Annotated in this window: 22 protein-coding genes; 11 read left to right on the top strand and 11 right to left on the bottom strand. The window is 67.2% G+C overall.

What is annotated here, in order from left to right; translation table 11 throughout:
* Positions 1–17 precede the first annotated feature (17 nt).
* Positions 18–1,382: an NAD-dependent succinate-semialdehyde dehydrogenase gene (locus AC5P88_RS17945; RefSeq protein WP_495225653.1), complete on the top strand. Its 1,365-nt coding sequence runs from the start codon at positions 18–20 to the stop codon at positions 1,380–1,382.
* Positions 1,383–1,499: 117 nt separating this feature from the next.
* On the opposite strand, the gene AC5P88_RS17940 is transcribed toward AC5P88_RS17945, so the two are convergent.
* From AC5P88_RS17940 to AC5P88_RS17905, 8 genes are all read right to left on the bottom strand, one after another.
* Entirely contained in the window at positions 1,500–2,522 is a 1,023-nt protein-coding gene (locus AC5P88_RS17940; protein ID WP_049431296.1) for a magnesium and cobalt transport protein CorA, read from the bottom strand.
* A gap of 6 nt (positions 2,523–2,528) precedes the next feature.
* Entirely contained in the window at positions 2,529–3,779 is a 1,251-nt protein-coding gene (locus tag AC5P88_RS17935; protein WP_495225652.1) for a lipoprotein N-acyltransferase Lnb domain-containing protein, read from the bottom strand.
* Positions 3,776–4,657: a CorC family transporter gene (locus AC5P88_RS17930; protein WP_005408827.1), complete on the bottom strand. Its 882-nt coding sequence runs from the start codon at positions 4,655–4,657 to the stop codon at positions 3,776–3,778. Before AC5P88_RS17930 ends, AC5P88_RS17935 begins: the two co-directional genes overlap by 4 nt.
* A 64-nt stretch (positions 4,658–4,721) precedes the next feature.
* Positions 4,722–5,279 carry a hypothetical protein gene (locus tag AC5P88_RS17925; protein WP_495225651.1) on the bottom strand — a complete coding sequence of 186 codons (558 nt, stop codon included), beginning with the start codon at positions 5,277–5,279 and terminating at the stop codon, positions 4,722–4,724.
* A gap of 28 nt (positions 5,280–5,307) precedes the next feature.
* Positions 5,308–5,916 (bottom strand): hypothetical protein, encoded by a 609-nt coding sequence (locus AC5P88_RS17920; RefSeq protein WP_495225650.1) that lies wholly within the window; start codon positions 5,914–5,916, stop codon positions 5,308–5,310.
* Between the two features lie 77 nt (positions 5,917–5,993).
* Positions 5,994–6,602, bottom strand: a complete 609-nt coding sequence (locus AC5P88_RS17915; protein ID WP_111112538.1) for a hypothetical protein — start codon at positions 6,600–6,602, stop codon at positions 5,994–5,996.
* A 48-nt stretch (positions 6,603–6,650) separates the two neighbouring features.
* On the bottom strand, positions 6,651–7,136 hold the full coding sequence (ybeY, locus tag AC5P88_RS17910; RefSeq protein WP_005408831.1) for an rRNA maturation RNase YbeY: 486 nt from the start codon (positions 7,134–7,136) through the stop codon (positions 6,651–6,653).
* Positions 7,133–8,119, bottom strand: a complete 987-nt coding sequence (locus tag AC5P88_RS17905) for a PhoH family protein (protein ID WP_106550359.1) — start codon at positions 8,117–8,119, stop codon at positions 7,133–7,135. The genes ybeY and AC5P88_RS17905 overlap by 4 nt, the downstream gene beginning before the upstream one ends.
* 441 nt (positions 8,120–8,560) lie before the next feature.
* Between AC5P88_RS17905 and AC5P88_RS17900 the strand changes: the two genes are divergently transcribed.
* Genes AC5P88_RS17900 through AC5P88_RS17890 form a run of 3 tightly spaced genes read left to right on the top strand, consistent with a single transcriptional unit; the run spans position 8,561 to position 11,570 of the window.
* Positions 8,561–9,517 (top strand): HlyD family secretion protein, encoded by a 957-nt coding sequence (locus AC5P88_RS17900; RefSeq protein ID WP_495225649.1) that lies wholly within the window; start codon positions 8,561–8,563, stop codon positions 9,515–9,517.
* 20 nt (positions 9,518–9,537) lie between these two features.
* On the top strand, positions 9,538–10,461 hold the full coding sequence (locus AC5P88_RS17895; RefSeq protein WP_495225648.1) for an ABC transporter ATP-binding protein: 924 nt from the start codon (positions 9,538–9,540) through the stop codon (positions 10,459–10,461).
* Positions 10,458–11,570, top strand: a complete 1,113-nt coding sequence (locus tag AC5P88_RS17890) for an ABC transporter permease (RefSeq protein ID WP_495225647.1) — start codon at positions 10,458–10,460, stop codon at positions 11,568–11,570. Before AC5P88_RS17895 ends, AC5P88_RS17890 begins: the two co-directional genes overlap by 4 nt.
* 87 nt (positions 11,571–11,657) lie before the next feature.
* Here the strand turns inward: AC5P88_RS17890 and miaB are convergent, their stop codons facing one another.
* Positions 11,658–13,076 (bottom strand): tRNA (N6-isopentenyl adenosine(37)-C2)-methylthiotransferase MiaB, encoded by a 1,419-nt coding sequence (gene miaB, locus AC5P88_RS17885; RefSeq protein ID WP_495225646.1) that lies wholly within the window; start codon positions 13,074–13,076, stop codon positions 11,658–11,660.
* 197 nt (positions 13,077–13,273) lie between these two features.
* Positions 13,274–13,894 carry a glutathione S-transferase family protein gene (locus tag AC5P88_RS17880; RefSeq protein ID WP_495225645.1) on the bottom strand — a complete coding sequence of 207 codons (621 nt, stop codon included), beginning with the start codon at positions 13,892–13,894 and terminating at the stop codon, positions 13,274–13,276.
* Between the two features lie 80 nt (positions 13,895–13,974).
* Between AC5P88_RS17880 and AC5P88_RS17875 the strand changes: the two genes are divergently transcribed.
* The 7 genes from AC5P88_RS17875 to AC5P88_RS17845 all read left to right on the top strand — a co-directional run bounded on the left by AC5P88_RS17875 (position 13,975) and on the right by AC5P88_RS17845 (position 20,076).
* Complete coding sequence (locus AC5P88_RS17875) at positions 13,975–14,943, top strand: helix-turn-helix transcriptional regulator (protein ID WP_106549019.1); 969 nt, start codon at positions 13,975–13,977, stop codon at positions 14,941–14,943.
* A 46-nt stretch (positions 14,944–14,989) separates the two neighbouring features.
* A complete protein-coding gene (locus AC5P88_RS17870) occupies positions 14,990–15,910 on the top strand; it encodes a lytic transglycosylase domain-containing protein (RefSeq protein WP_106549018.1) in 921 nt (306 codons plus the stop codon).
* Positions 15,911–16,147: 237 nt separating this feature from the next.
* Positions 16,148–16,768, top strand: coding sequence for a ubiquinol-cytochrome c reductase iron-sulfur subunit (petA, locus tag AC5P88_RS17865; RefSeq protein ID WP_004151998.1), 621 nt, complete (start codon positions 16,148–16,150; stop codon positions 16,766–16,768).
* Positions 16,768–18,027: a cytochrome b gene (locus AC5P88_RS17860; protein ID WP_495225644.1), complete on the top strand. Its 1,260-nt coding sequence runs from the start codon at positions 16,768–16,770 to the stop codon at positions 18,025–18,027. The genes petA and AC5P88_RS17860 overlap by 1 nt, the downstream gene beginning before the upstream one ends.
* Positions 18,020–18,769 (top strand): cytochrome c1, encoded by a 750-nt coding sequence (locus AC5P88_RS17855; protein WP_495225643.1) that lies wholly within the window; start codon positions 18,020–18,022, stop codon positions 18,767–18,769. Before AC5P88_RS17860 ends, AC5P88_RS17855 begins: the two co-directional genes overlap by 8 nt.
* Before the next feature lie 134 nt (positions 18,770–18,903).
* Positions 18,904–19,539 carry a glutathione S-transferase N-terminal domain-containing protein gene (locus AC5P88_RS17850; protein ID WP_005408842.1) on the top strand — a complete coding sequence of 212 codons (636 nt, stop codon included), beginning with the start codon at positions 18,904–18,906 and terminating at the stop codon, positions 19,537–19,539.
* A gap of 84 nt (positions 19,540–19,623) precedes the next feature.
* Positions 19,624–20,076 (top strand): ClpXP protease specificity-enhancing factor, encoded by a 453-nt coding sequence (locus AC5P88_RS17845; RefSeq protein WP_049432553.1) that lies wholly within the window; start codon positions 19,624–19,626, stop codon positions 20,074–20,076.
* 104 nt (positions 20,077–20,180) lie between these two features.
* On the opposite strand, the gene AC5P88_RS17840 is transcribed toward AC5P88_RS17845, so the two are convergent.
* Positions 20,181–20,531: a DUF3301 domain-containing protein gene (locus AC5P88_RS17840; RefSeq protein ID WP_005415950.1), complete on the bottom strand. Its 351-nt coding sequence runs from the start codon at positions 20,529–20,531 to the stop codon at positions 20,181–20,183.
* Between the last annotated feature and the right edge of the window lie 12 nt (positions 20,532–20,543).

Below are 20,543 nucleotides of genomic sequence, written 5' to 3'. Positions count from 1 at the left end.
CCAGAAGGAGATCCCCCATGACCGTCGAGATCGTCGACCCGGCCACCGGACAGGTGACCTACCGCCATGAATTGATGGGCGCTGCCGACATCGAGCAGCGCCTGCAGGCCGCCGCCGAGGCGTTCCCGGGCTGGGCCGAGCGCTCGCTGCAGGAGCGGGGCGCCATCCTGCGCCGGATCGCCGCGCAGCTGCGCACGCGTCGTGACGATCTGCAGCAGGCGATGACCCACGAGATGGGCAAGCTCAAGGCCGAGGCGCTGGCCGAGGTCGAGAAGTGCGCGGCCGCCTGCGAGTACTACGCCGACCATGCTGCCGACTACCTAAAGCCGCAGCTGATCGACACCGAAGCCCAGCGCAGCTACGTGCGCTACGAGCCGATCGGCTGCGTGTTCGCGGTGATGCCGTGGAATTTCCCGATCTGGCAGGTGTTCCGCTTCCTCGCCCCGGCGTTCATGGCCGGCAACGTGGCCCTGCTGAAACACGCCAGCAACGTACCGCAGTGTGCCGACCTGATCCTGGCGGTGTGCCGTGATGGTGGCCTGCCGGACGGCGTGTTCGACGTTCTGCACATCGACAACGACCAGGCCGCCGACGTGCTGCGCGACGCACGGGTGAAGGCGGTGACGCTGACCGGCAGCGAGCGGGCAGGGCGCTCGATCGCCTCCAACGCCGGCAGCCAGTTGAAGAAGTCGGTGATGGAGCTGGGTGGCAGTGACGCCTTCGTGGTGCTCGACGATGCCGATCTCGACAAGACCGTGGCGGCGGCAGTGAAGTCACGCTTCGACAACAGCGGGCAGACCTGCATCGCGGCCAAGCGCTTCATCGTGGTCGATGCGGTGGCCGATGAATTCACCCGTCGCTTTGTGGAAGCGGCGGGTGAGCGCCAGTACGGTGATCCCGATGAGCGGGGCACCACGCTGGCGCCAATGGCGCGCGCCGACCTGCGTGACGAACTGCACAAGCAGGTGCAGGCCAGCGTGGCCAAGGGCGCACGCGTGCTGGTCGGTGGCGAGCCGATTGCCGGTACGCATGCCGGTTATCCGGCCACGGTGCTGGACCAGGTCGGGCCGGGCATGCCGGCCTACGATGAAGAACTGTTCGGCCCGGTTGCCGCGGTGATCCGGGTGAAGGATGAGGCCGAGGCACTGCGCGTGGCCAACGACACCCGTTTCGGCCTGGGCGGCAGCGTGTGGACGCGCGACCCGGTGCGCGGTGAACGTTTCGCTCAGCGCATGGAATGCGGCGCCGCATTCGTCAACGCCATCGTCAAGAGCGACGCGCGGTTGCCGTTCGGTGGCAGCAAGCAGTCCGGATTCGGTCGCGAACTGGCCGACCACGGCATCCATGAGTTCATGAACATCAAGACCGTTTACGTGGCTTGATGCCTGTCAGGTAGTGCCGGCCGCTGGCCGGCACTGCCTGGTTGCCGGCCAGCGGCCGGCACTACCGAGCATCATGGGCCACCGGCCCGGTAGGTATCGACCGTTGGTCGATACGCTCTACAACCACTTCGCGCGCTTGAACAACCGGTACAGGCCCACGCACACACCGCCCACGCCAACGATCATCAACGGGTACGACCACGGCTCACTCAGCTCCGGCATGTGGCTGAAGTTCATGCCGTACCAGCTGGTGATCAGTGTCGGCGCGGCCAGCAGCGCGGCCCAGGCACCCAGTCGCTTCACCGTCTCGCCCTGCGCCAGTGTCACCAGCGAAAGGTTCACGCTCAGCGCGGTGCCCAGCATCTCGCGCAGGGTGTCGATCACATCGCTGATGCGCACCGCATGGTCATGCACATCACGCACGTACAGCTTCACTTCGTCGGGAATCAGATCGCCCTGGTAGCGGCGGATCTGGGCCAGCACATCCTGCAGCGGTGCCACCGCCATGCGCATCTTGTTCAGTTCGCGCTTGAGCTCATACAGCCGCACCACCGTGCTGCGCTTGTAGGTGTCGGCGAAGATGTCCTTTTCCAGCAGGTCCAGGGTGTCGCGGAAGCGGTGCACGATGGGCAGGTAGTTGTCGACCACGAAGTCGGTCACCGCGTACAGGCAGTACGACGGGCCCATCTTCAGCAGCTGCGGCTCGCGCTCCACGCGTGCACGTACCGGGGCGTAGGACAACGAGGCGCCGTGGCGCACCGTCACCAGGAAGCGCGGGCCGAGGAAGGCATGGGTTTCGCCATACTGGATGCGCTCGTCGACCATCTGCGCGGTGGTCACCACCACGAACAGCGAATTGCCGTAGGTCTCGACCTTGGGCCGCTGGTGCGCATTGCGCGCATCCTCGATGGCCAGGTCGTGCAGGCAGAATTCTTCCTGCAGTTTCAGCAGCACGTCTTCGTTGGGGTCGTACAGGCCGACCCAGACGAAGCCGTTGCCGCTGGCAATGACATCGCTGATGGCGTCCAGGCTGATGTCGTGGCGCTTGCCCTCGTCATCGTAGTGGACGCAGTTGATGACGCAGGTAGGGTTGGCCGAAGCCGGGGCGGAAGCGGAGGCGGGCAATGACATGCCCGCCATCGTGCGTCAGGGCCGTGTTTCGGACAAGTGAGGACGACGTGCCAGCACCCACGCCAGGGCGACGTGCACCGGCAGCAGCAGCACGATCCACTGCACGTTGTACTGCGCCTGCAGGCTCAGCCAGTGCAGCACCAGCGCGGCCACGGCCTGCACTGCCAGCAGCCACAGCACCACCCTGAACATGCGGCCCGGCGCGCGCCGGCGCAGCAGCGCGATCGCACCCGGCAGCAGCAGCACGGCCAGCGGCGAAAGCAGCAGCAGGTTGCGGTTGGCCCACGCGGCGTAGTGGATGCTGAAGCCCCACAGGAACACCAGCACGCCACCGAACAGGGCACACAGCAGCCAGAACGGCAGCGCCAGCCCGGCCAGCAGGCGCGGACGGCGACGCAGCGCCAGCACGCCGGCGGCGATCACCAGGCCGCACAGCAGCCACGGCCACCAACGGCGCGCGAACTCCTTCGGCTCCGGGGCGATGCGGTGCGGCAGCAGTTCCTGTTCGGACTGCACCAGCGGCCGGCCATCGCTGTTGCGCGCCTGGCGCAGGGCATCGGCCAGGCGCATCGGCACGAATGCCTCCTGCCAGCGCGACAGTGGCTGGTCGGCGAACGGCCCCAGGCCGACGTCGAAGCCCAGCCACATCCACGGCGCCGGCGAGGCCAGGCGCACCGATTCGCTGCGGTAGGTGTTGCCGCGCGAGCGGCCGGCCAGCTGCGACTGCAGGCCGCCACCCAGTGCCTTGTCCACGGTGTCGCGCACCATCGTGGCGCAGTTGGCGGTGTAGTAATCGTAGTGGTAGCGCGCGTTTTCCGGTTTGGCCCGTTCGGCCAGGTCGGCGGCCAGTGCACGTGCCTGGTCGGGGCGCAGGTCCAGCCACTGCACGCTGGCGCCACGGCCGGTTTCGTCGTAGTAGGACAGGTCCTGCTGCAGCGGCAACGCCACCAGGTAATACATCATGTCGCCGCGTGCGAAGCGGCTGATGAAATCGTCTTCGGACGGATCGAAGTAGCCGAAGTTGTAAGAGGTCGCTTCGCCGCTGAGCGGATCGACCACGACGATGGCGTCGTGGCCGAATCGCTCGAAGAACACCGTGCCCGGTTGCATGGTGACCACGCCGATGCGAGGCGCAGGCGACTCGGTGCTTGCGATGGGCGCTGCATGCGTGGCCGCCGCCGGCTGCGCGAAGGCGGCCAGCGGCAGGGCCATGGCCAGCACGCACAGTGCCAGCCACAGCGTCAGGATCAGGCCGCGGCGCTTCAAGCGTCGTCCTGCGCGTCCGGCGGCAGCACGGTCACATGGAAGGCCTGCACCCGGCGCGCATCGGCGCGGGCCACGCGGAACATGAAGCGGTCCAGCGCCAGTTCGTCCCCGACTTCCGGCAGGTGGCCCACGGCCTCGGTGACCAGGCCACCGATGGTGTCGTAGTCCTCGTCGGAGAAGGTGGCACCGAAGCGTTCGTTGAAGTCGCCGATCGGGGTCAGCGCGTCGACCACGTACTGGCCGTCGGACTGGATCGCGATCTGCGCGGAAGGATCCTCGGCCTCGTCATGCTCGTCATCGATCTCGCCGACGATCTGTTCCAGCACGTCCTCGATGGTGACCAGGCCGGCGACACCGCCGTACTCGTCCACCACGATGGCCATGTGGTTGCGCGACAGGCGGAACTCCTTCAGCAGCACGTTGAGCTTCTTCGCCTCCGGGATCAGTACCGCCGGGCGCAGCAGCTCGCGCACGTTGGCCGGGCCGTTGTCGGCAACCACGCCGCGCAGCAGGTCCTTGGCCAGCAGGATGCCGAGGATGTCGTCCTTGTTTTCGCCGTGCACCGGGAAGCGCGAATGGCCGGATTCGACCACCTGCTTCATCAGTTCCAGGAAGGGCGCTTCGACCGGCAGCGAGACCATCTGCGAGCGCGAGATCATCACGTCGCCCACGGTCAGCTCGGCCACCGAAATGGCGCCTTCCATCATCTTCAGGGTATCGGCGGCGATCAGACCCTCTTCCTGCGCGGTGTGCAGGACAGCGACCAGCTCGTCGCGGGTATGGGGTTCGCCGGAGAAGGCGGAGGTCAGGCGTTCAAGCCAGCCGCGCTTCTTTTCACTGTGCTCCGCAGGGGAGCTACTACTGTCGTCTTCTGACATCTCTGGAAAAAAGGCACCCGGCAGGCCGGGCGTTGGCCCAAGTCTAGCAGGATGTGGCGGCCTGTCAGTGACTGCCGGTGGCCGGGGCCGCAGCGCCCGGAGCCGCCGCCTCCTCGGGCAAGTCCAGGCTGTAGGTGCAGCCGGCCAGGGTCTTGCCGGGGTGGGAGGCCACGGTGGAGACGCTGAGGATGATCGACTCGATCTGGGCCTCGCCGGTCCGCGCGTCGGTCACATCGCGGCTGACCACCTCGCGGCCGGCCATGAACTTGCCATCCTGGTCGTAGCCGGTCTCCAGCGCCAGGCGCTTGGCCAGCGGTCGCGGGTCGGCCTGGTCGAGCACGGCCATGACGCTGGCGCCGGCCACCGCCACCCGTTCGGTGGTCACGCCGAACACGCTGATCGGCTGCGCCAGGCGGAACTCGCTCATGAACTGGTTGCCCTGCGGCAGGGGCTGCAGGCCCTGCGCCACGGCTTTGAGCGGGTCGGCCAGCAACGGCGCCAGTGCCGCCTGGTCGGCCACACCCTGACGGCATTCGATCAGCGCCGGCAGGTCCAGGCTGGACGCGAAGGCAGAGGGAACGGCGAGGGCACACAGCAGGGGCAGGCAGCAGCGCAGCGTCACGGGCGGTTTCCGCGGGCGGGGGCCGCCATCATAGACCTGGCGAGCGCCGGAACGGTGCCACAAGACGGCGCGCGAACGCGATCATCAAGGCCCGTATCGCCATCAATGACAGGGTGAGCACCACCGAGGTCATGGCGATCTGCATGGCTTGCGCGGTGGCACGCACCAGAGCCGGCCACAGGCCCGGACCGGTCAGCCAGGGCATCAGCTCCTCCATCGCCTTCCCGCTTGCTTTCAGGTAGATCAGGGCCAGCATGAACAGGACCAGCAGCGAGGTCCGGCTGGCATGGAAGAACGGCATCGCGTTGACCGGGCGGCCCACGTGCCGGTGCACCAGCACCCGCCACAGTACTGGCAGGGTCAGCGCGCCCACCAGTACCAGGATCATCGACGCCCCCCACAGTCCGGGGGCATGGGCCGGTTCCCGCTCGCCATTGAGATGCGGGCCGATCAGGCCGATCGCCGCGCCGGTCAGCAGGCAGAGGGGCGACAGCAGGGCCAGGCTGCGCAGCAGCCAATGCCTGCCGCTGGGGTCGCGGGCGCTGATGCGGCGCACGGCATAGGCGCCAAGCGCCAGCAGCACGGCGAAAAGACCCACGCCGAGCGTAAACATCATCGAGCCGTTGTCCGAGGTCATCCTTGGTTTCCTTGCGCCCCATGCCTGGCGGCGAACAATAGCGCAGCGCGCGGACCGGCGCCCGCAGGCCACGTTGGTCAGGGGGATCGCCGCTGCGATGTCGCCGGATACCAGCGCAGCCTGACCGGGTAGCCCAGTTGCACCTGCAGGTGGTCGCGCACGGTCGCCGCCGTTGCGCGGTTGGCTGGGGTATCCCGGAGTTCCACCTCCAGCTCCCCGGTCTTGACATCCAGGCTATAGCCGAACAGGTCGGGCAGCTGGGCCCGCAGCCAGTCCCGCTGTGCATGCAGGCGGCGCTCCATCTCCGCTTCGGTCATCGCGGCGCCGGTGATGTAGTGCACACGTTGCGGGCCATCCGCCCCTGGGTGTGTCTCATCGGCCTCGGGTGCGGCGCCTGTCAGTCGCACCACAACGTTCCAGCCCGTCGCATTGTCCACCCAGAGGCCGGCCAGGCGGGCCGCGTGCCGGGCTTCCAGGCGGTCGATCAGCGCCCGTTGCTGGGCGGTGGCGACGGTATTGCGGGTGTCGCGCTCGTTGCTGCCAAAGAACGCCCGTAGTTCGGCGATCTTTGCGGTGATGTCGGCCTCGCTGTTACTGGTGGGGAACGGTGAGGGACGGTCAGGATCGGGCATCAGGCCAGCCCCGGACTGCAGTAGCGCGGCAAGCACAAGTGCGGGCAGGGACATGCTGCGCTCCTCTTCCGTGAGTGCGTGGGCTCGGAACAGAGCCCGGTGTCAGCGCTCGCCCGCGTACGGGTCGTCGATGCCCAGCTCGGCCAGGATCTCGCGTTCCAGCTGTTCCATCGCCTCGGCTTCCTTGTCGTCCTCGTGGTCCCAGCCGAGCAGGTGCAGCACGCCGTGCACGGTCAGGTGCGCGTAGTGGGCATTGAGCGCCTTGCCCTGTTCGTCGGCCTCGCGGGCCACGACCGGTGCACAGATCACCAGATCGCCGAGCAGCGGGAACTTGACGCCCTTGGGCAGGCCTTCAGGCACTTCGGCCGGGAAGCTGAGCACGTTGGTGGCGTAGTCCTTGCCTCGGTAGTGGCGGTTCAATGACTGCCCTTCCTTGGCGTCGACCACGCGGATGGCCAGGTCGGCCTCGCGGATGCGGCCCTTCAGCGCGGCAGCCACCCACTTGCGGAAGCTCACTGCCGCCGGCAGGCCGGCACGCGGCAGGGCATAACTGACGGCGACGTCCAGTCGCACGGGACCACGGGTCATGGAGTTGCTCCAGGTTGGATCTGATGCAGGTCGCGGCGGTCGTAGGCGCTGACGATGCGCGCGACCAGCGGGTGGCGGACCACGTCGCGCGATTCAAAGAAGGTGAAGCTGACACCCTCCACGTCGCGCAGCACATCGATGGCATCGCGCAGGCCCGACTTCACGTGCTTGGGCAGGTCGGTCTGGGTCAGGTCACCGGTGACCACCGCCGTGGAGCCGTAGCCCAGGCGGGTCAGGAACATCTTCATCTGCTCGATGGTGGTGTTCTGTGCTTCGTCCAGGATCACGAACGCATCGTTGAGCGTGCGGCCGCGCATATAGGCCAGCGGCGCGATCTCGATGACGTTCCTTTCCAGCAGCTTGACCACCTTCTCCACGCCCATCATCTCGTACAGGGCGTCGTACAGCGGTCGCAGGTAGGGATCGACCTTCTGGCTCAGGTCGCCGGGCAGGAAGCCCAGCTTCTCGCCGGCTTCCACTGCGGGGCGGACCAGGATCAGCCGCTGCACCCGCGATTCGTTCAGTGCTTCGACCGCGCTGGCCACGGCCAGGAAGGTCTTGCCGGTGCCGGCCGGCCCGATGCCGAAGTTGATGTCGTGGGTAGCGATCTGGTGCAGGTAGCGGGCCTGGTTGGCACCGCGCCCGCGTACCGTGCCGCGCTTGACCTTGATCGCCACCTCCTGTGCTTCATAGGAGCGCTCGGCGATCTGCTCGACATTGGCCTGCGCCAGGCGCAGGTGGATGGCGTGGTTGTCGAAGGTGGTCTCGGTGGTCTCGGCGTACAGTGCCTCGACCAGCTTCTGCGCCTCGACGATGGCCTCGTTCGGCCCGCTGATGCGGAACACGAAGCCACGGTTGGCGATTTCCACGCCGAGTTTCAGTTCGATCTGCCGCAGATGACCGTCGAACGGGCCACACAGGTTGGCCAGCCGTTCGTTGTCTTCCGGCGACAGGGTGAAGTCTCGATGCTCGATGCTTTTCATTGCTTGGGGTGGGACGGACGCCTTCCACCGCAGTGTATTCAGGGGAGACAAGGGTAGCGCGCGCACGGGGCGCACGGCCAGCAGCGGGCTGACACGCGGTTTTCCACATCCGGTGTGGACGGGGTGCGCGAAAACCTGTGGATAGGCCCTCGCAGTGCTTGTGCCACAAGGTCCATGAGGTGGTGGTGAAAAAACCGTCACGGCCGGTCGGCCCGTGTGACGGCAGCGCATGTTCCGCTGCCAGGCACCCAACACGGCCACCTCCCGCCGGTTTTCCACACCGGCTGTGGAATGATGCTGAACCAAGCTGTGGATAGGTGGCGCGGAGCCTTGCGGTAAAAGGCCCGGCAGCCGGCGGTGAAAAAAACACCATGGCTGATTGCAATCATTGTGGGTGCACGGGGCGCATGGCACCGTGGCGCCGTCGCAGGAGGGGATGGCATGGACACCGGTAGCTGGACACGTGGAATCGGACTGGCAGGCCTTGCCCTGCTGGCAGGCTGTGGCCAGGCGCCTCCGGTTGCACTGGGCACGCTGGAATGGGATCGGATCACGGTGCCGGCGCCGGCGGCCGAGGTGATCGCTACGGTGGAGGTGCGCGAGGGCCAACAGGTCAAGGCCGGTGCGGTGCTGATGCAGCTCGACCCAGCGCGCGGCGACGCGCAGTTTGCCGCCGCCCAGGCCGACACGGTGCGCGCGCAGGCGCAGCTGGAAGAGCTGAAGATCGGACCGCGCCAGGAACAGATCGCTCAGGCCCAGGCACAGCTGGCCGCGTTGCGGGCGCAGTCTGCCGAAGCCAGTGCCTACTACGGCCGGGTGCAACCGCTGGCACGCCAGCGCCTGATCGCTGCCGCCGAGCTGGACCGCGCACGCGCGGCCGCCGGCAATGCCGAGGCCAGCGTGCGTGCCGCCGAGCAGGCCTGGCTGGAGCTGGTGCATGGCAGCCGGGCGCAGGACATCGCCCAGGGCCAGGCCGCGGCTGACGCTGCGCAGGCGCAGCAGGTGGTGCAGGGCGTCAACCTGCAGAAGCTGCAGCTGCGCGCGCCCCGTGATGGCGTGGTCGACGCCTTGCCCTACCGGCAGGGCGACCAGGCGCCGATCGGCGCACCGCTGGCGGTGATGCTGGTCGGCGAGCGCCCCTATGCGCGCGTCTACCTGCCGCAGCCCTTGCGCTTGCAGGTCAAGGTCGGGCAGGCCGCGCAGGTGCATCTGGAAGGGCAGGGCGCTGCGTTGAAGGGGCATGTGCGCTCGATCCGCAGCGAGCCTTCATTTACGCCGTACTACGCGTTGACCGGCGACGACGTCGCTCGGCTGAGCTACCTGGCCGAGATCGAAGTGGACGACGCTGCCGACATGCAGAAGCTGCCGGCGGGAATGCCGGTGCAGGTGAGCTTCTGAACACCGGCGGCAACATTGCGGTGCATGCGCAGGGCCTGACCCGCCGCTTTGGCGATCTGCTGGCCGTGGACAACGTCGACCTGACCGTACCGCGCGGACAGGTGTATGGCTTCCTGGGCCCGAACGGGTCGGGCAAGTCGACCACGATCCGCATGCTGTGCGGCCTGCTGGAACCGAGCGCAGGCCAGATCGAGGTGCTCGGCCTGGCCGTGCCGGAACAGGCCGAGGCGCTGCGCCGGCGCATCGGCTACATGACCCAGCGGTTCTCGTTGTATGAAGACCTCTCGGTGCGCGAGAACCTGGAGTTCCTCGCTGCCATCCAGGACCTGCCGCGCGTGCAGGCCCGGCAGCGCGTCGATGCACTGTTGCAGCAGTACCGGCTGCAGGACCGGCAGCCGCAGTTGGCCGGCACGCTCAGCGGTGGGCAGAAGCAGCGCCTGGCCTTGGCCGGTGCAGTCGTGCACGCCCCGGAGCTGCTGTTCCTGGACGAGCCGACCAGCGCGGTCGATCCGGAATCGCGCCGCGACTTCTGGGAGGCACTGTTCGAACTGGCCGATGCGGGCACCACCGTGCTGGTCTCGACCCACTACATGGATGAGGCCGAGCGCTGCCACCGGCTGGCGATCCTTGATCGTGGCGCGCTGGTGGCCGATGGCACGCCGGCCGAACTGTGTGACCGGCTGCAAGGGCGCACGTTGCAGGTGACATCCTCGCAGCCGCGCCAGGCCAGCCGCGCGCTGGCCGAACTGCCTGGCGTGCTGAGCGTGGCGCAGATCGGCACGCAGCTGCGCGTACTGTGCAATGAAGACGCGGCCGACATGGCCACGTTGCAGCGCGCATTGGCCAGTGCCGATCCGCAGGCCCGCATCGACGCGGTGGCCCCGAACCTGGAAGACGTGTTCGTCGCCGCCACCCGCGGCCGTGGCCGGGAGCCGGCGGCATGAACCTGCGCCGGCTGTGGGCGATCATGCTCAAGGAGCTGCGCCAGCTGCGCCGCGACCGCATCACGCTGGCGATGATCGTCGGCATTCCGGTGATGCAGCTGCTGCTGTTCGGCTATGCGATCAACCTCAACCTGCGCCACCTCGATGCCGGTGTCGCCGACCAGGCCAACAGTGCGGCCTCGCGCGCGCTGGTGCAGGACATGGTCGCCACCGGTGTGATCACCCCGCGCAGCGAAGCCTATACGCCTGACCAGCTGATGCAGGCACTTCGCCGTGGTGAGATCAGTGTCGGCATCGTGGTGCCGGCCGATTTCGAGCGTCGCCGTTTCGATGGGCGCGAAGCGGTACAGGTGCTGGTCGATGGCAGCGACACCGTGGTGCAGAGCGCGGCGATCCAGCTGGCCCAGGTGCCGCTGGATACGCGCCCGACCAGCAATACGCGGCCGCTGCGCGAAGGCAGCGTCGCCAGTGGACAGGTCAGCGTGACCAGCTTCTACAACCCGCAGCGGCGCTCGGCGGTGAACATCGTGCCAGGGCTGATCGGGGTGATCCTGACCATGACCCTGGTGATGTTCACGGCGGTGGCAGTGGTGCGCGAACGCGAGCGCGGCAACATGGAGCTGCTGATCGCCACGCCGGTATCGCGCAGCGAACTGATGGTCGGCAAGGTGCTGCCCTATGCAGCCATTGGCCTGCTGCAGACTACGCTGGTGCTGGTGCTTGGCACCTGGCTGTTCCAGGTGCCGATCCGCGGCAGCCTGCTGGACATCTACCTGGCCGCGGTGCTGCTGGTGCTGGCCAACCTCGCGCTGGGCCTGCTGATCTCCACGCGCGCGCGCTCGCAGTTCCAGGCGATGCAGATGACGTTGTTCCTGTTCCTGCCGTCCATCCTGCTGTCCGGCTTCATGTTCCCGTTCGCCGGCATGCCGCGGCCGGTGCAGTGGCTGGCCGAAGTGCTGCCGCTGACCCACTTCCTGCGGCTGGTGCGCGGCATCATGCTGCGCGGCGCCTCGCTGTGGGAGCTGTGGCACGACGCACTGGCACTGCTGGCCTTCATCGTGGTGATGATGACGCTGGCGATCCTGCGTTTCCGCAAGCGCCTGGATTGAGGCCAGGGGGCGGATCCCTGCAGGGGATCCGACCCCATTGATCGGGCGGGCGCGTCGGAGCCCCATTCGGGGATCCGACCCTTGGATTTACTCCGCCACCACCCGCGCACGCAGCGAATTGGTCAGTGCTTCGGTGATCACCACATCCACGAACTGGCCGATCAGCCGCGCCGGCGCCGGGAAGTTCACCGAACGCATGTTCTCGGTCTTGCCGGTCAGCTCGTTCGGGTTCTTGCGCGAGGGGCCTTCCACCAGCACGGTCTGCACGGTGCCGACCATCTTCTCGGAGATGCTCGCGGCGTGTGCATTGATGCGTTCCTGCAGGCGCGACAGGCGCGCGTGCTTTTCGGCATCGCTGATCGTGTCCTCCAGGTCTGCGGCCGGGGTGCCCGGGCGGCGCGAATAGATGAAGGAGAAGCTGTGGTCGAAGCCGATGTCCTCGATCAGCTTCATGGTCTTCTCGAAGTCGGCGTCGGTCTCGCCGGGGAAGCCGACGATGAAGTCCGAGCTGATCGAGATGTCCGGACGCACCGCGCGCAGCTTGCGGATCTTCGACTTGAATTCCAGCGCGGTGTAGCCACGCTTCATCGCCGACAGCACGCGGTCGCTGCCGGCCTGTACCGGCAGGTGCAGGAAGTTGGCCAGCTGCGGCACGTCGCGGAACGCATCGATCAGCGAATCGCTGAACTCCAGCGGGTGCGAGGTGGTGAAGCGGATGCGGCCGACGCCGTCGATCTCGGCGATGGTACGGATCAGCAGGCCGAGGTCGGCGAACTCGCCATCACCATAGGGGCCGCGATAGGCATTGACGTTCTGGCCAAGCAGGTTGATCTCGCGCACGCCCTGCGCGGCCAGCTGCGCCACCTCCACCACCACGTCCTCGAACGGGCGGCTGACTTCGGTGCCGCGGGTGTAGGGGACCACGCAGAACGAGCAGTACTTCGAGCAGCCTTCCATGATCGACACGAACGCCGAGGCGCCATCGGCGCGCGGTTCCGGCAGGCGGTCGAACTTCTCGATCTCGGGGAAGCTGATGTCCACCTGCGGGCGCTTCTGTTCGCGCCGCGCGCGGATCAGTTCCGGCAGGCGATGCAGGGTCTGCGGGCCGAACACCAGGTCGACGAACGGCGCGCGCTTGATGATCGCTTCGCCTTCCTGCGAGGCGACGCAGCCGCCCACGCCGATGATGACCTCGCGGCCCTTGTTCTTCAGGCCCTTCCACACGCCCAGCTGGCTGAACACCTTCTCCTGCGCTTTTTCGCGGATGGAGCAGGTGTTGACCAGGATGACGTCGGCGTCGTCCGGGCTGTCGGTCAGTTCCAGGCCATCGCTGGCGGCAAGCACGTCGGCCATCTTGGCCGAGTCGTACTCGTTCATCTGGCAACCGTGGGTCTTGATGTACAGCTTGCCTTTCACCTGGTCGGGCTTGCGCGGACCGGCGGGCAGGGCAACGAGCGGGGTACCGCCTGGCGTGGCGGGCGGAAAGACGTCTGGCGTCCCGGTCATGGCGCTTAATCCATTCGGGTGGCGGGAAAGCGGGCAATTCTACCCGCATCCCGGCGCGGGCGCCGCGCGCTCTTGTAGAGCCGAGCCCACGCTCGGCTGCTCTTCCCGCTTCCCATGGGGCAGCCAGGCATGGCCTGGCTCTACTGAAACCAGCCGAGCGTGGGCTCGGCGCTACAAAGGAAGCCCGGCGGGCGCCCTTACGCCGCTGCCAGCTCCGCATCGATCTGCCGCGAACGGTCGAAGGCGGTCATCGCGCTCATCCGGGCGATGTAGTCGGCCGTTGCCGGCGCCGGCTGTACCAGGCCGAAGGCGGTGGTCCAGGCCAGCGCATTGCCCCACAGCACGTCGGCGGCGCTCATGGTCTCGCCGAGCAGGTACGGGCCCCGCGCCAGCTGGGCCTCGATCACCTGCAGCACGGTCTCGGCATCGTTGTACGGCGACATCAGGCGCGGCGGCGGCTCGCGATGCATCGCCTTGTCGATCATCGCCGGTTCGAAACAGGCGCCGTAGAAGGCCATCCAGCGCAGGTAGGGGCCGCGCAGGGCGTCGCCGATCGGCGGCGCCAGCCCGGCTTCCGGGTACAGGTCGGCCAGGTACAGGTAGATCGCCACCTGCTCGGTCACCAGCGCGCCGTTGTGGACGATGGCCGGCACCTTGCCCATCGGGTTGATGGCCAGGTAGGCCGGGGCGAGATTGGCGCCGGCCTTCAGGTCCAGCACCTGCATGTGGTAGTCGGCGCCCAGCGCTTCGAGCAGGGCCACGGCGCCGCTCGAGCGTGAACGGGCGGCGTGGTACAGGGTGATCTGGCGTGAGGTCATGGCATTGCTCCTTGCGGTGGGTGGTGAACTGGCGCTCATCCTGGGGCACTATTGCGGACGACTTCTGTCCTCGATCCTTCATGCGCCATACCGCCCATCGACTGCTGCGCCTGATCGCCCTGCTGCAGGCCCGCCGCCAGTGGTCGGGGGCCGAGCTGGCCGAGCGCATGGGGGTGGACCGGCGCAGCATCCGCCGCGATATCGAGCGACTGCGCGAACTGGGTTATCCGGTGCAGGCCTCGGCCGGGGTAGGGGGCGGTTACCAGCTGGGGGCGGGTGCACCGGTCCTGCCGATGCTGCTGGACGAAGAAGAGGCGACCACCCTGGCCATCGCGCTGCGCGCGGCCTCGGCCACCGTTGCCGGCATCGATGACACCGCGCGTGGCCTGCTGTCCAAGCTCGACCCGCTGGTGCCCACCCGCCGTCGCCAGCAGGCCGGCGAAGTGCATGCCGCCACCGCCACCCTGTCGGATCTGCCCGCCACCGATGCGCGCCTGCTTGGCCGGCTGGCGCAGCATTGCCGGCAGGCGTCACGGCTGGCCTTCGAGTACCGCAGCGCGCAGGACGCGGTCACCCAGCGCGAGGTCGAGGCCCAGCATCTGGTCAACTATGGCCGGCGCTGGTACCTGCTGGCCTGGGACCTGGGACGCCAGGACTGGCGCACCCTGCGCGTGGACCGGATGGGTGCGGTACGCGAATGCACCGAGCGGGGCCTGCATCGGCGCACGCCAGCGCCCCCGGACGTGATGGTGCGGCAGGCGGTCAGCCAGGCGCCGTTCGCGCTGCAGGCCATCCTCCGCCTGGCCGGCAGCCATTCCGAGCTGGAAGGCCGCATCCCGCCGTGGTGTGGCGTACTGGAAGCGGATGGCCCCGACCACTGCCTGCTGCGCATGGGGGCCGAGAGCCGCGGCATGATGCTGGCGCAGATTCTCAGCCTGGACCGCATACCTGTGGCGCTTTGGACCACCCCGCCGGGCCTGCGCGACGAACTGGCGCAGCGCCTGGCGGGCCTCGGCCAGCTGCTGGCTGTGCCGCCGGTCACAGGCTGAGCCACATCGCTTGGCAAGCCCGGGCGAAGCTGGGACACTCGCCGCCATGAAGGGGATACTGGGGACAACGGCGATCATCATCGCTGCGCTGACCGCTGCGCCGGCCAGCGCTGGAACCCTGTACAAGTGCCAGGGCGCCGACGGCGTCACCAGTTATGTGAGCAAGCGGGTGGCCGGCGCGCGCTGCAGCACCATCAGCTACAGTCGTGACGCCCGCCCGGCACCGCGCCCGGTGGTGGCTGCACCGAAGCCTCCGCCGACCACTGTCGCCAGCATCGAACGCAATCCGGTCGCTGTGGCGGCCAGCGCCGCTGCGCCGCCCCAGGTCGCACCGGCGCCGGCTGCGCCAGCCCCGGTCGCGGCACCGACGGCCTCGCGCGCCGGGCGCATGGTCAGTGGCCAGGTCTATTCCTTCATGAAGGACGGCGTGCGGCACTACACCAGTGCGCGCCCGACCCAAGTGGCCAATCTTGGCCCGGTGCGGACCATCCGCTACAGCTTCATGGAGCGCTGCTACGCCTGCGGGGTCACCCCGCGCGTGGACTTCGGCACGGTGCGGCTGAACACCTCGGCCTTCCAGGCCGAGATCACTTCGGCTGCGCGCGAGTTCGGCGTGGAAGAGGCGGTGGTGCGCGCCATCATCCATGCCGAGTCGGCCTACAACCCGACCGCGCTCAGCCGTGCCGGTGCACAGGGCCTGATGCAGCTGATGCCGCCGACCGCCGCGCGGTTCGGCGTAAGCGATTCCTATGACGCCGAGCAGAACATCCGCGGCGGCGTGCAGTATCTTGCGTGGTTGCTGAAGCGCTTCAATGGCGACCTGACCCTGGCCGCGGCCGGCTACAACGCAGGCGAGGGCGCGGTCGACCGCCACGGTGGCGTGCCGCCCTACAGCGAAACCCAGTACTACGTGCGCCGGGTCGGGCAGCTGGCCGACCGCTACCGCACCGCATTGAGCAAGCAGTAGCGCCAGGCCATGCCTGGCGAGCCAAGCGGCAAGCAGCCGGTAGTGCCGGTCGCTGGCCGGCAACCCCTCGAACAGGTAGGTGCCGACTGTTAGTCGGCACGCGCTTCAAAATATTGTTGCACCGCGTTGTGTGGCGCGCGACGGTTCCGCTACACTCGCCCATGATTCAATGCGGCTCTGGCCCCCACCGGATCCGCTGGCAGCCTTAAAGCTACCTAATCAATATCGGAGTGCCGGATGGCCAACGATGGGGTACACGATCCAGTCAACACCGGACGTCGGCGTTTTCTTTCTGCCACCACAGCCGTGGTGGGCGCCGTCGGCGTCGGATTCACCGCAGTTCCTTTCATCAAATCCTGGAACCCCAGTGCCCGCGCCAAGCTTGCCGGCGCACCGGTGGTGGCCGACATCAGCGCCCTGCAGGAAGGCCAACGCCTGATCGTGGAATGGCGTGGCCAGCCGATCTGGATCGTCAAGCGGTCCAAGGCGATCCTCGATGCGTTGCACGGGCTGGATGGCCGTCTCAAGGACCCCGAGTCCGGCGAGAAGGACCAGCAGCCGGACTACGTGCTGAAGCAGAACCCCGAGCTGCGCTCGATCAAGCCGGACATCTCCGTGCTGGTCGGCCTGTGCACGCACCTGGGCTGCTCGCCGGAAATGGTCGCCGAGATCCGGCCCGAGCCCTACGACCCGCAGTGGAAGGGCGGCTACTTCTGCCCCTGCCACAAGTCGCGCTTCGACATGTCCGGCCGCGTCTTCAAGGACGTGCCGGCACCGATCAACCTGAAGGTGCCCGCGCACCACTACCAGGACGACAACACCATCATCATCGGTGTCGATCCGCAGGGGGCTGCCTGATGGCCAATATCCTCAGCCGTACCGCCAGCGGCGTCGCCGACTGGGTCAACGCCCGTGCGCCCGGCCTGATGCCGGTCTACCGCAAGCACGTCAGCGAGTACTACGCGCCGAAGAACTTCAACATCTGGTACTACTTCGGCTCGCTGGCGCTGCTGGTGCTGGTCAACCAGATCGTCACCGGCATCTTCCTGACGATGCATTACAAGACCAACGCCGCCGAGGCGTTCGGTTCCATCGAATACATCATGCGGGACGTGGAGTGGGGCTGGCTGATCCGCTACATGCACTCCACCGGGGCCTCGCTGTTCTTCATCGTGGTCTACCTGCACATGTTCCGCGGCCTGCTGTACGGCAGTTACCAGAAGCCGCGCGAACTGGTGTGGATCCTCGGCATGCTGATCTACCTGGTGCTGATGGCCGAAGCCTTCATGGGCTACGTGCTGCCGTGGGGCCAGATGTCGTTCTGGGGCGCCAAGGTGATCATCTCGCTGTTCGGCGCGATACCGGTGATCGGCAACGGCCTGACCGAGTGGATCATGGGCGATTACCTGCCCAGTGACGCCACGCTCAACCGCTTCTTCGCGCTGCATGTCATCGCATTGCCGCTGGTGCTGTTGCTGCTGGTGGTACTGCACCTGGGCGCACTGCACGAAGTGGGTTCGAACAACCCCGATGGCGTGGAGATCAAGAAGGGGCCGAGGGGCAACCGCTGGTCGCCGAACGCACCGGCCGACGGCATTCCGTTCCACCCGTACTACACGCTCAAGGATGGCGTCGGCGCCGGCTTCCTGCTGATCATCGCCGCCTTCATCATCTTCTTCGCGCCCGGTTTCGGTGGCCTGTTCCTGGAACACGACAACTTCACCGAGGCCAACCGCCTGGTGACCCCGGAACACATCAAGCCGGTCTGGTACTACACGCCGTACTACGCGATGTTGCGTGTGGTGCCGAACAAGCTGGGCGGCGTGCTGGTGATGTTCTCGGCCATCGCGATCCTGTTCCTGGTGCCGTGGCTGGACAAGGCGCGGGTGAAGTCGGTGCGCTACCGCGGCTGGATCTCGAAGGTGATGCTGGGCGTGCTGGCGGTGTGCTTCGTGTGGCTGGGCGTGATCGGCTCCGGTCCGGGCACTGACGTGCATGAGACCTACATCGGGCGGGTGCTGACCTTCCTGTACTTCGCGTTCTTCATCACCATGCCGCTATGGACACGGTTGGACAAGACCAAGCCGGTACCGGAGAGGGTGACCACCCATGACTGATCGCTGGATGGTCCGGCTGGCCCTGACGGCCGCCCTGATGCTGGGCAGTTTCCTGGCCTCCGCCGCCGAAGGTGGCACCAAGCTGCTGCAGGCCGGCAACGACCTGGGTGACCGGGCCTCGCTGCAGCGCGGCGCGCAGCTGTACATGAACTACTGCTCCGGCTGCCACGCGCTGAAGTACCTGCGCTATTCGCGGATGGCGCAGGACCTGGGCCTTTCCGAAGAGGAAGTGATGAACAACCTCAACTTCACCGGCTCGGCGATCGGCGACCCGATCCCGGTGGCGATGCCCAAGGAGAACGCCGAGAAGTGGTTCGGCAAGATGCCGCCGGACCTCAGCCTGATCGCGCGCGTGCGCGGCAGCGACTGGGTCTACACCTATCTCAAGTCGTTCTACCTGGACAGCAGCCGGCCGCTGGGCTGGAACAACGCGCTGTTCGCCAACGCGTCCATGCCCAACCCGCTGTGGGAGATGCAGGGCCTGCAGCATGCCGTGCATGGCAAGCCTGAAGCGCCGGGGATGGACCCGCCGGTGACCGGCCTGAAGATCGAAACACCGGGTTCGGTCGATGCCGGGCAGTACGACCAGGCGGTGCGGGACATCACCAACTTCCTCGAATATGCCGGTGAACCGGCCGCGCTCAAGCGCCAGCAGCTGGGCGTGTGGGTGATCCTGTTCCTGGCCCTGCTGACCTTCCTGCTGTACCTGCTGAAGAAGGAATACTGGAAGGACGTTCACTGATTCTGCCGCCGACCATCGCACGGGCCTATTGGCTTTTGTGATGGTCGGTTGCACACTCGGGGAGGAGTCGATCGCTGGCACGGTGCCGGCGGCGCCGATGCGGCAGGCGGTCTCCTGTCGTGGGAGAGCCTTTGATGGCGGCGAGCGTACGCATGCGCAATACACTGACGCTGTTTTCCTCGAACGACGATGTGCTGTGCCACCGTGTACGCCTGGTGCTGGCGGCCAAGGGGGTCACGTTCGACTTCGTTCCGGTCGATCCGCAGAACCCGCCTGAAGACCTGATCGACCTCAATCCGTACCATTCGGTGCCGACCCTGGTCGAGCGCGAGCTGGTGCTGTACGCCGCATCGGTGGTCAGCGAGTACCTGGATGAGCGTTATCCGCATCCGCCACTGATGCCGGTTGATCCGCTCTCACGCGCACGCATTCGCCTGGCGATGCTGCGCATCGAGCACGACTGGGTGCCGCAGGTGCAGGCCATCCAGCTGGGTAACAAGACCCAGGCCGAGGCCGGGCGCAAGCGCCTGAAGGAACTGCTGACCGCCTCGCTGCCGCTGTTCAAGGCCAGCAAGTTCTTCCTCAACCCGGAAATGAGCCTGGCCGACTGCGCGATGGCGCCGATCATCTGGCGCCTGCAGTCGCTGGATGTGCCGCTGCCGAAGGACGGCAAGGCGATCGAAGACTACGGCAACCGCATCTTCCGCCACCCCGGCTTCGTCCGCAGCCTGACCGACCAGGAAAAGAAGCTGCGCGATCTGCCGGTCTGATCCGGCCATGCGTTACCCGTCTGCACGCCGACCGGCGTGCAGGCGATCCGCCCCGGCGGGGCGCCGGGCGCGTACACTTCACGCATGACCGAAGACTTCTTCCACATGACCAGCCACCGCCCGTACCTGCTGCGGGCGCTGGTGGAATGGATCAACGACAACCAGCTGACCCCGCACATCCTGGTCGACGCCGGCGTACCCGGCGTGCAGGTCCCGCCTTCGGCGGTCAAGGATGGCCGGGTCGTGCTCAACATCGCCGAGCGTGCCGTCGTACGGCTGATGATCGACAACGAGATGGTGAGCTTCTCGGCGCGCTTCTCCGGCACCAGCTATCCGGTGCAGGTACCGATCAGCGCCGTGCTGGCCGTCTACGCCCGAGAGACCGGGCAGGGCATGGCGCTGCCGGACGATATTCCGGGCAACGACACCGCTCCGACCAGTGATGAACTGCTGCACGATGAAGGTACGCCGCCGGACGATACGCCGCCGGCCAGTCCGCCGCCCAAGGGCCGCCCGAACCTGCGCGTGGTCAAATAATGTTTCCAACGCCGCCCCGATGGGCGGCGTTTTTCTTTGCAGGATTCACCGGTGGGTGCAGGGATTGAGTGGGTGCCGACCGTTGGTCGGCACACCTTCAGTCCTTACACATCCTCGGCATCCTCCACATCCGGCCGGATCTGGCTGATCCGCGCCGCTCCCGGGCCGGTGAACGAGATCAGCTGGTCACCGCGCAGCACCATGCGCCCGACGTGGCGGTCGATGCCATCGTAGGAATACTCGAACTTGAAGGTGCGCTCGAAGCCGAGCCGGCCATCTTCGCCGCGCGACAGGCGCAGGCCGGTGGCGTGCACCGCCTGGTCCAGCCATTGCACATCGGCTGCGCGGCAGGCGTTGCGACCCAGCTCGACAGCGCGCTCGGCGGCCGAACGCGCAGCGTTCCAGAAGAAGTAGATGATTCCGCCGGCAATCAGCAACAGCAGCAGGGTAGGCATGGCGTCAGCCGT

It is taken from the genome of Stenotrophomonas sp. YJH_SMC_8, from assembly GCF_059371315.1.
This window is presented reverse-complemented; position numbering and strand designations above follow the sequence as displayed.

Bases quoted from the DNA above. Each gene is read 5' to 3' on its own strand.
- AC5P88_RS17945 (WP_495225653.1), top strand. From the start codon at position 18: ATGACCGTCGAGATCGTCGACCCGGCCACCGGACAGGTGACCTACCGC.
- AC5P88_RS17940 (WP_049431296.1), bottom strand. From the start codon at position 2,522: ATGGCGGGCATGTCATTGCCCGCCTCCGCTTCCGCCCCGGCTTCGGCC.
- AC5P88_RS17930 (WP_005408827.1), bottom strand. From the start codon at position 4,657: ATGTCAGAAGACGACAGTAGTAGCTCCCCTGCGGAGCACAGTGAAAAG.
- AC5P88_RS17920 (WP_495225650.1), bottom strand. From the start codon at position 5,916: ATGACCTCGGACAACGGCTCGATGATGTTTACGCTCGGCGTGGGTCTT.
- AC5P88_RS17915 (WP_111112538.1), bottom strand. From the start codon at position 6,602: ATGTCCCTGCCCGCACTTGTGCTTGCCGCGCTACTGCAGTCCGGGGCT.
- ybeY (WP_005408831.1), bottom strand. From the start codon at position 7,136: ATGACCCGTGGTCCCGTGCGACTGGACGTCGCCGTCAGTTATGCCCTG.
- AC5P88_RS17905 (WP_106550359.1), bottom strand. From the start codon at position 8,119: ATGAAAAGCATCGAGCATCGAGACTTCACCCTGTCGCCGGAAGACAAC.
- AC5P88_RS17900 (WP_495225649.1), top strand. From the start codon at position 8,561: ATGGACACCGGTAGCTGGACACGTGGAATCGGACTGGCAGGCCTTGCC.
- AC5P88_RS17890 (WP_495225647.1), top strand. From the start codon at position 10,458: ATGAACCTGCGCCGGCTGTGGGCGATCATGCTCAAGGAGCTGCGCCAG.
- miaB (WP_495225646.1), bottom strand. From the start codon at position 13,076: ATGACCGGGACGCCAGACGTCTTTCCGCCCGCCACGCCAGGCGGTACC.
- AC5P88_RS17880 (WP_495225645.1), bottom strand. From the start codon at position 13,894: ATGACCTCACGCCAGATCACCCTGTACCACGCCGCCCGTTCACGCTCG.
- AC5P88_RS17875 (WP_106549019.1), top strand. From the start codon at position 13,975: ATGCGCCATACCGCCCATCGACTGCTGCGCCTGATCGCCCTGCTGCAG.
- AC5P88_RS17870 (WP_106549018.1), top strand. From the start codon at position 14,990: ATGAAGGGGATACTGGGGACAACGGCGATCATCATCGCTGCGCTGACC.
- petA (WP_004151998.1), top strand. From the start codon at position 16,148: ATGGCCAACGATGGGGTACACGATCCAGTCAACACCGGACGTCGGCGT.
- AC5P88_RS17860 (WP_495225644.1), top strand. From the start codon at position 16,768: ATGGCCAATATCCTCAGCCGTACCGCCAGCGGCGTCGCCGACTGGGTC.
- AC5P88_RS17855 (WP_495225643.1), top strand. From the start codon at position 18,020: ATGACTGATCGCTGGATGGTCCGGCTGGCCCTGACGGCCGCCCTGATG.
- AC5P88_RS17850 (WP_005408842.1), top strand. From the start codon at position 18,904: ATGGCGGCGAGCGTACGCATGCGCAATACACTGACGCTGTTTTCCTCG.
- AC5P88_RS17845 (WP_049432553.1), top strand. From the start codon at position 19,624: ATGACCGAAGACTTCTTCCACATGACCAGCCACCGCCCGTACCTGCTG.
- AC5P88_RS17840 (WP_005415950.1), bottom strand. From the start codon at position 20,531: ATGCCTACCCTGCTGCTGTTGCTGATTGCCGGCGGAATCATCTACTTC.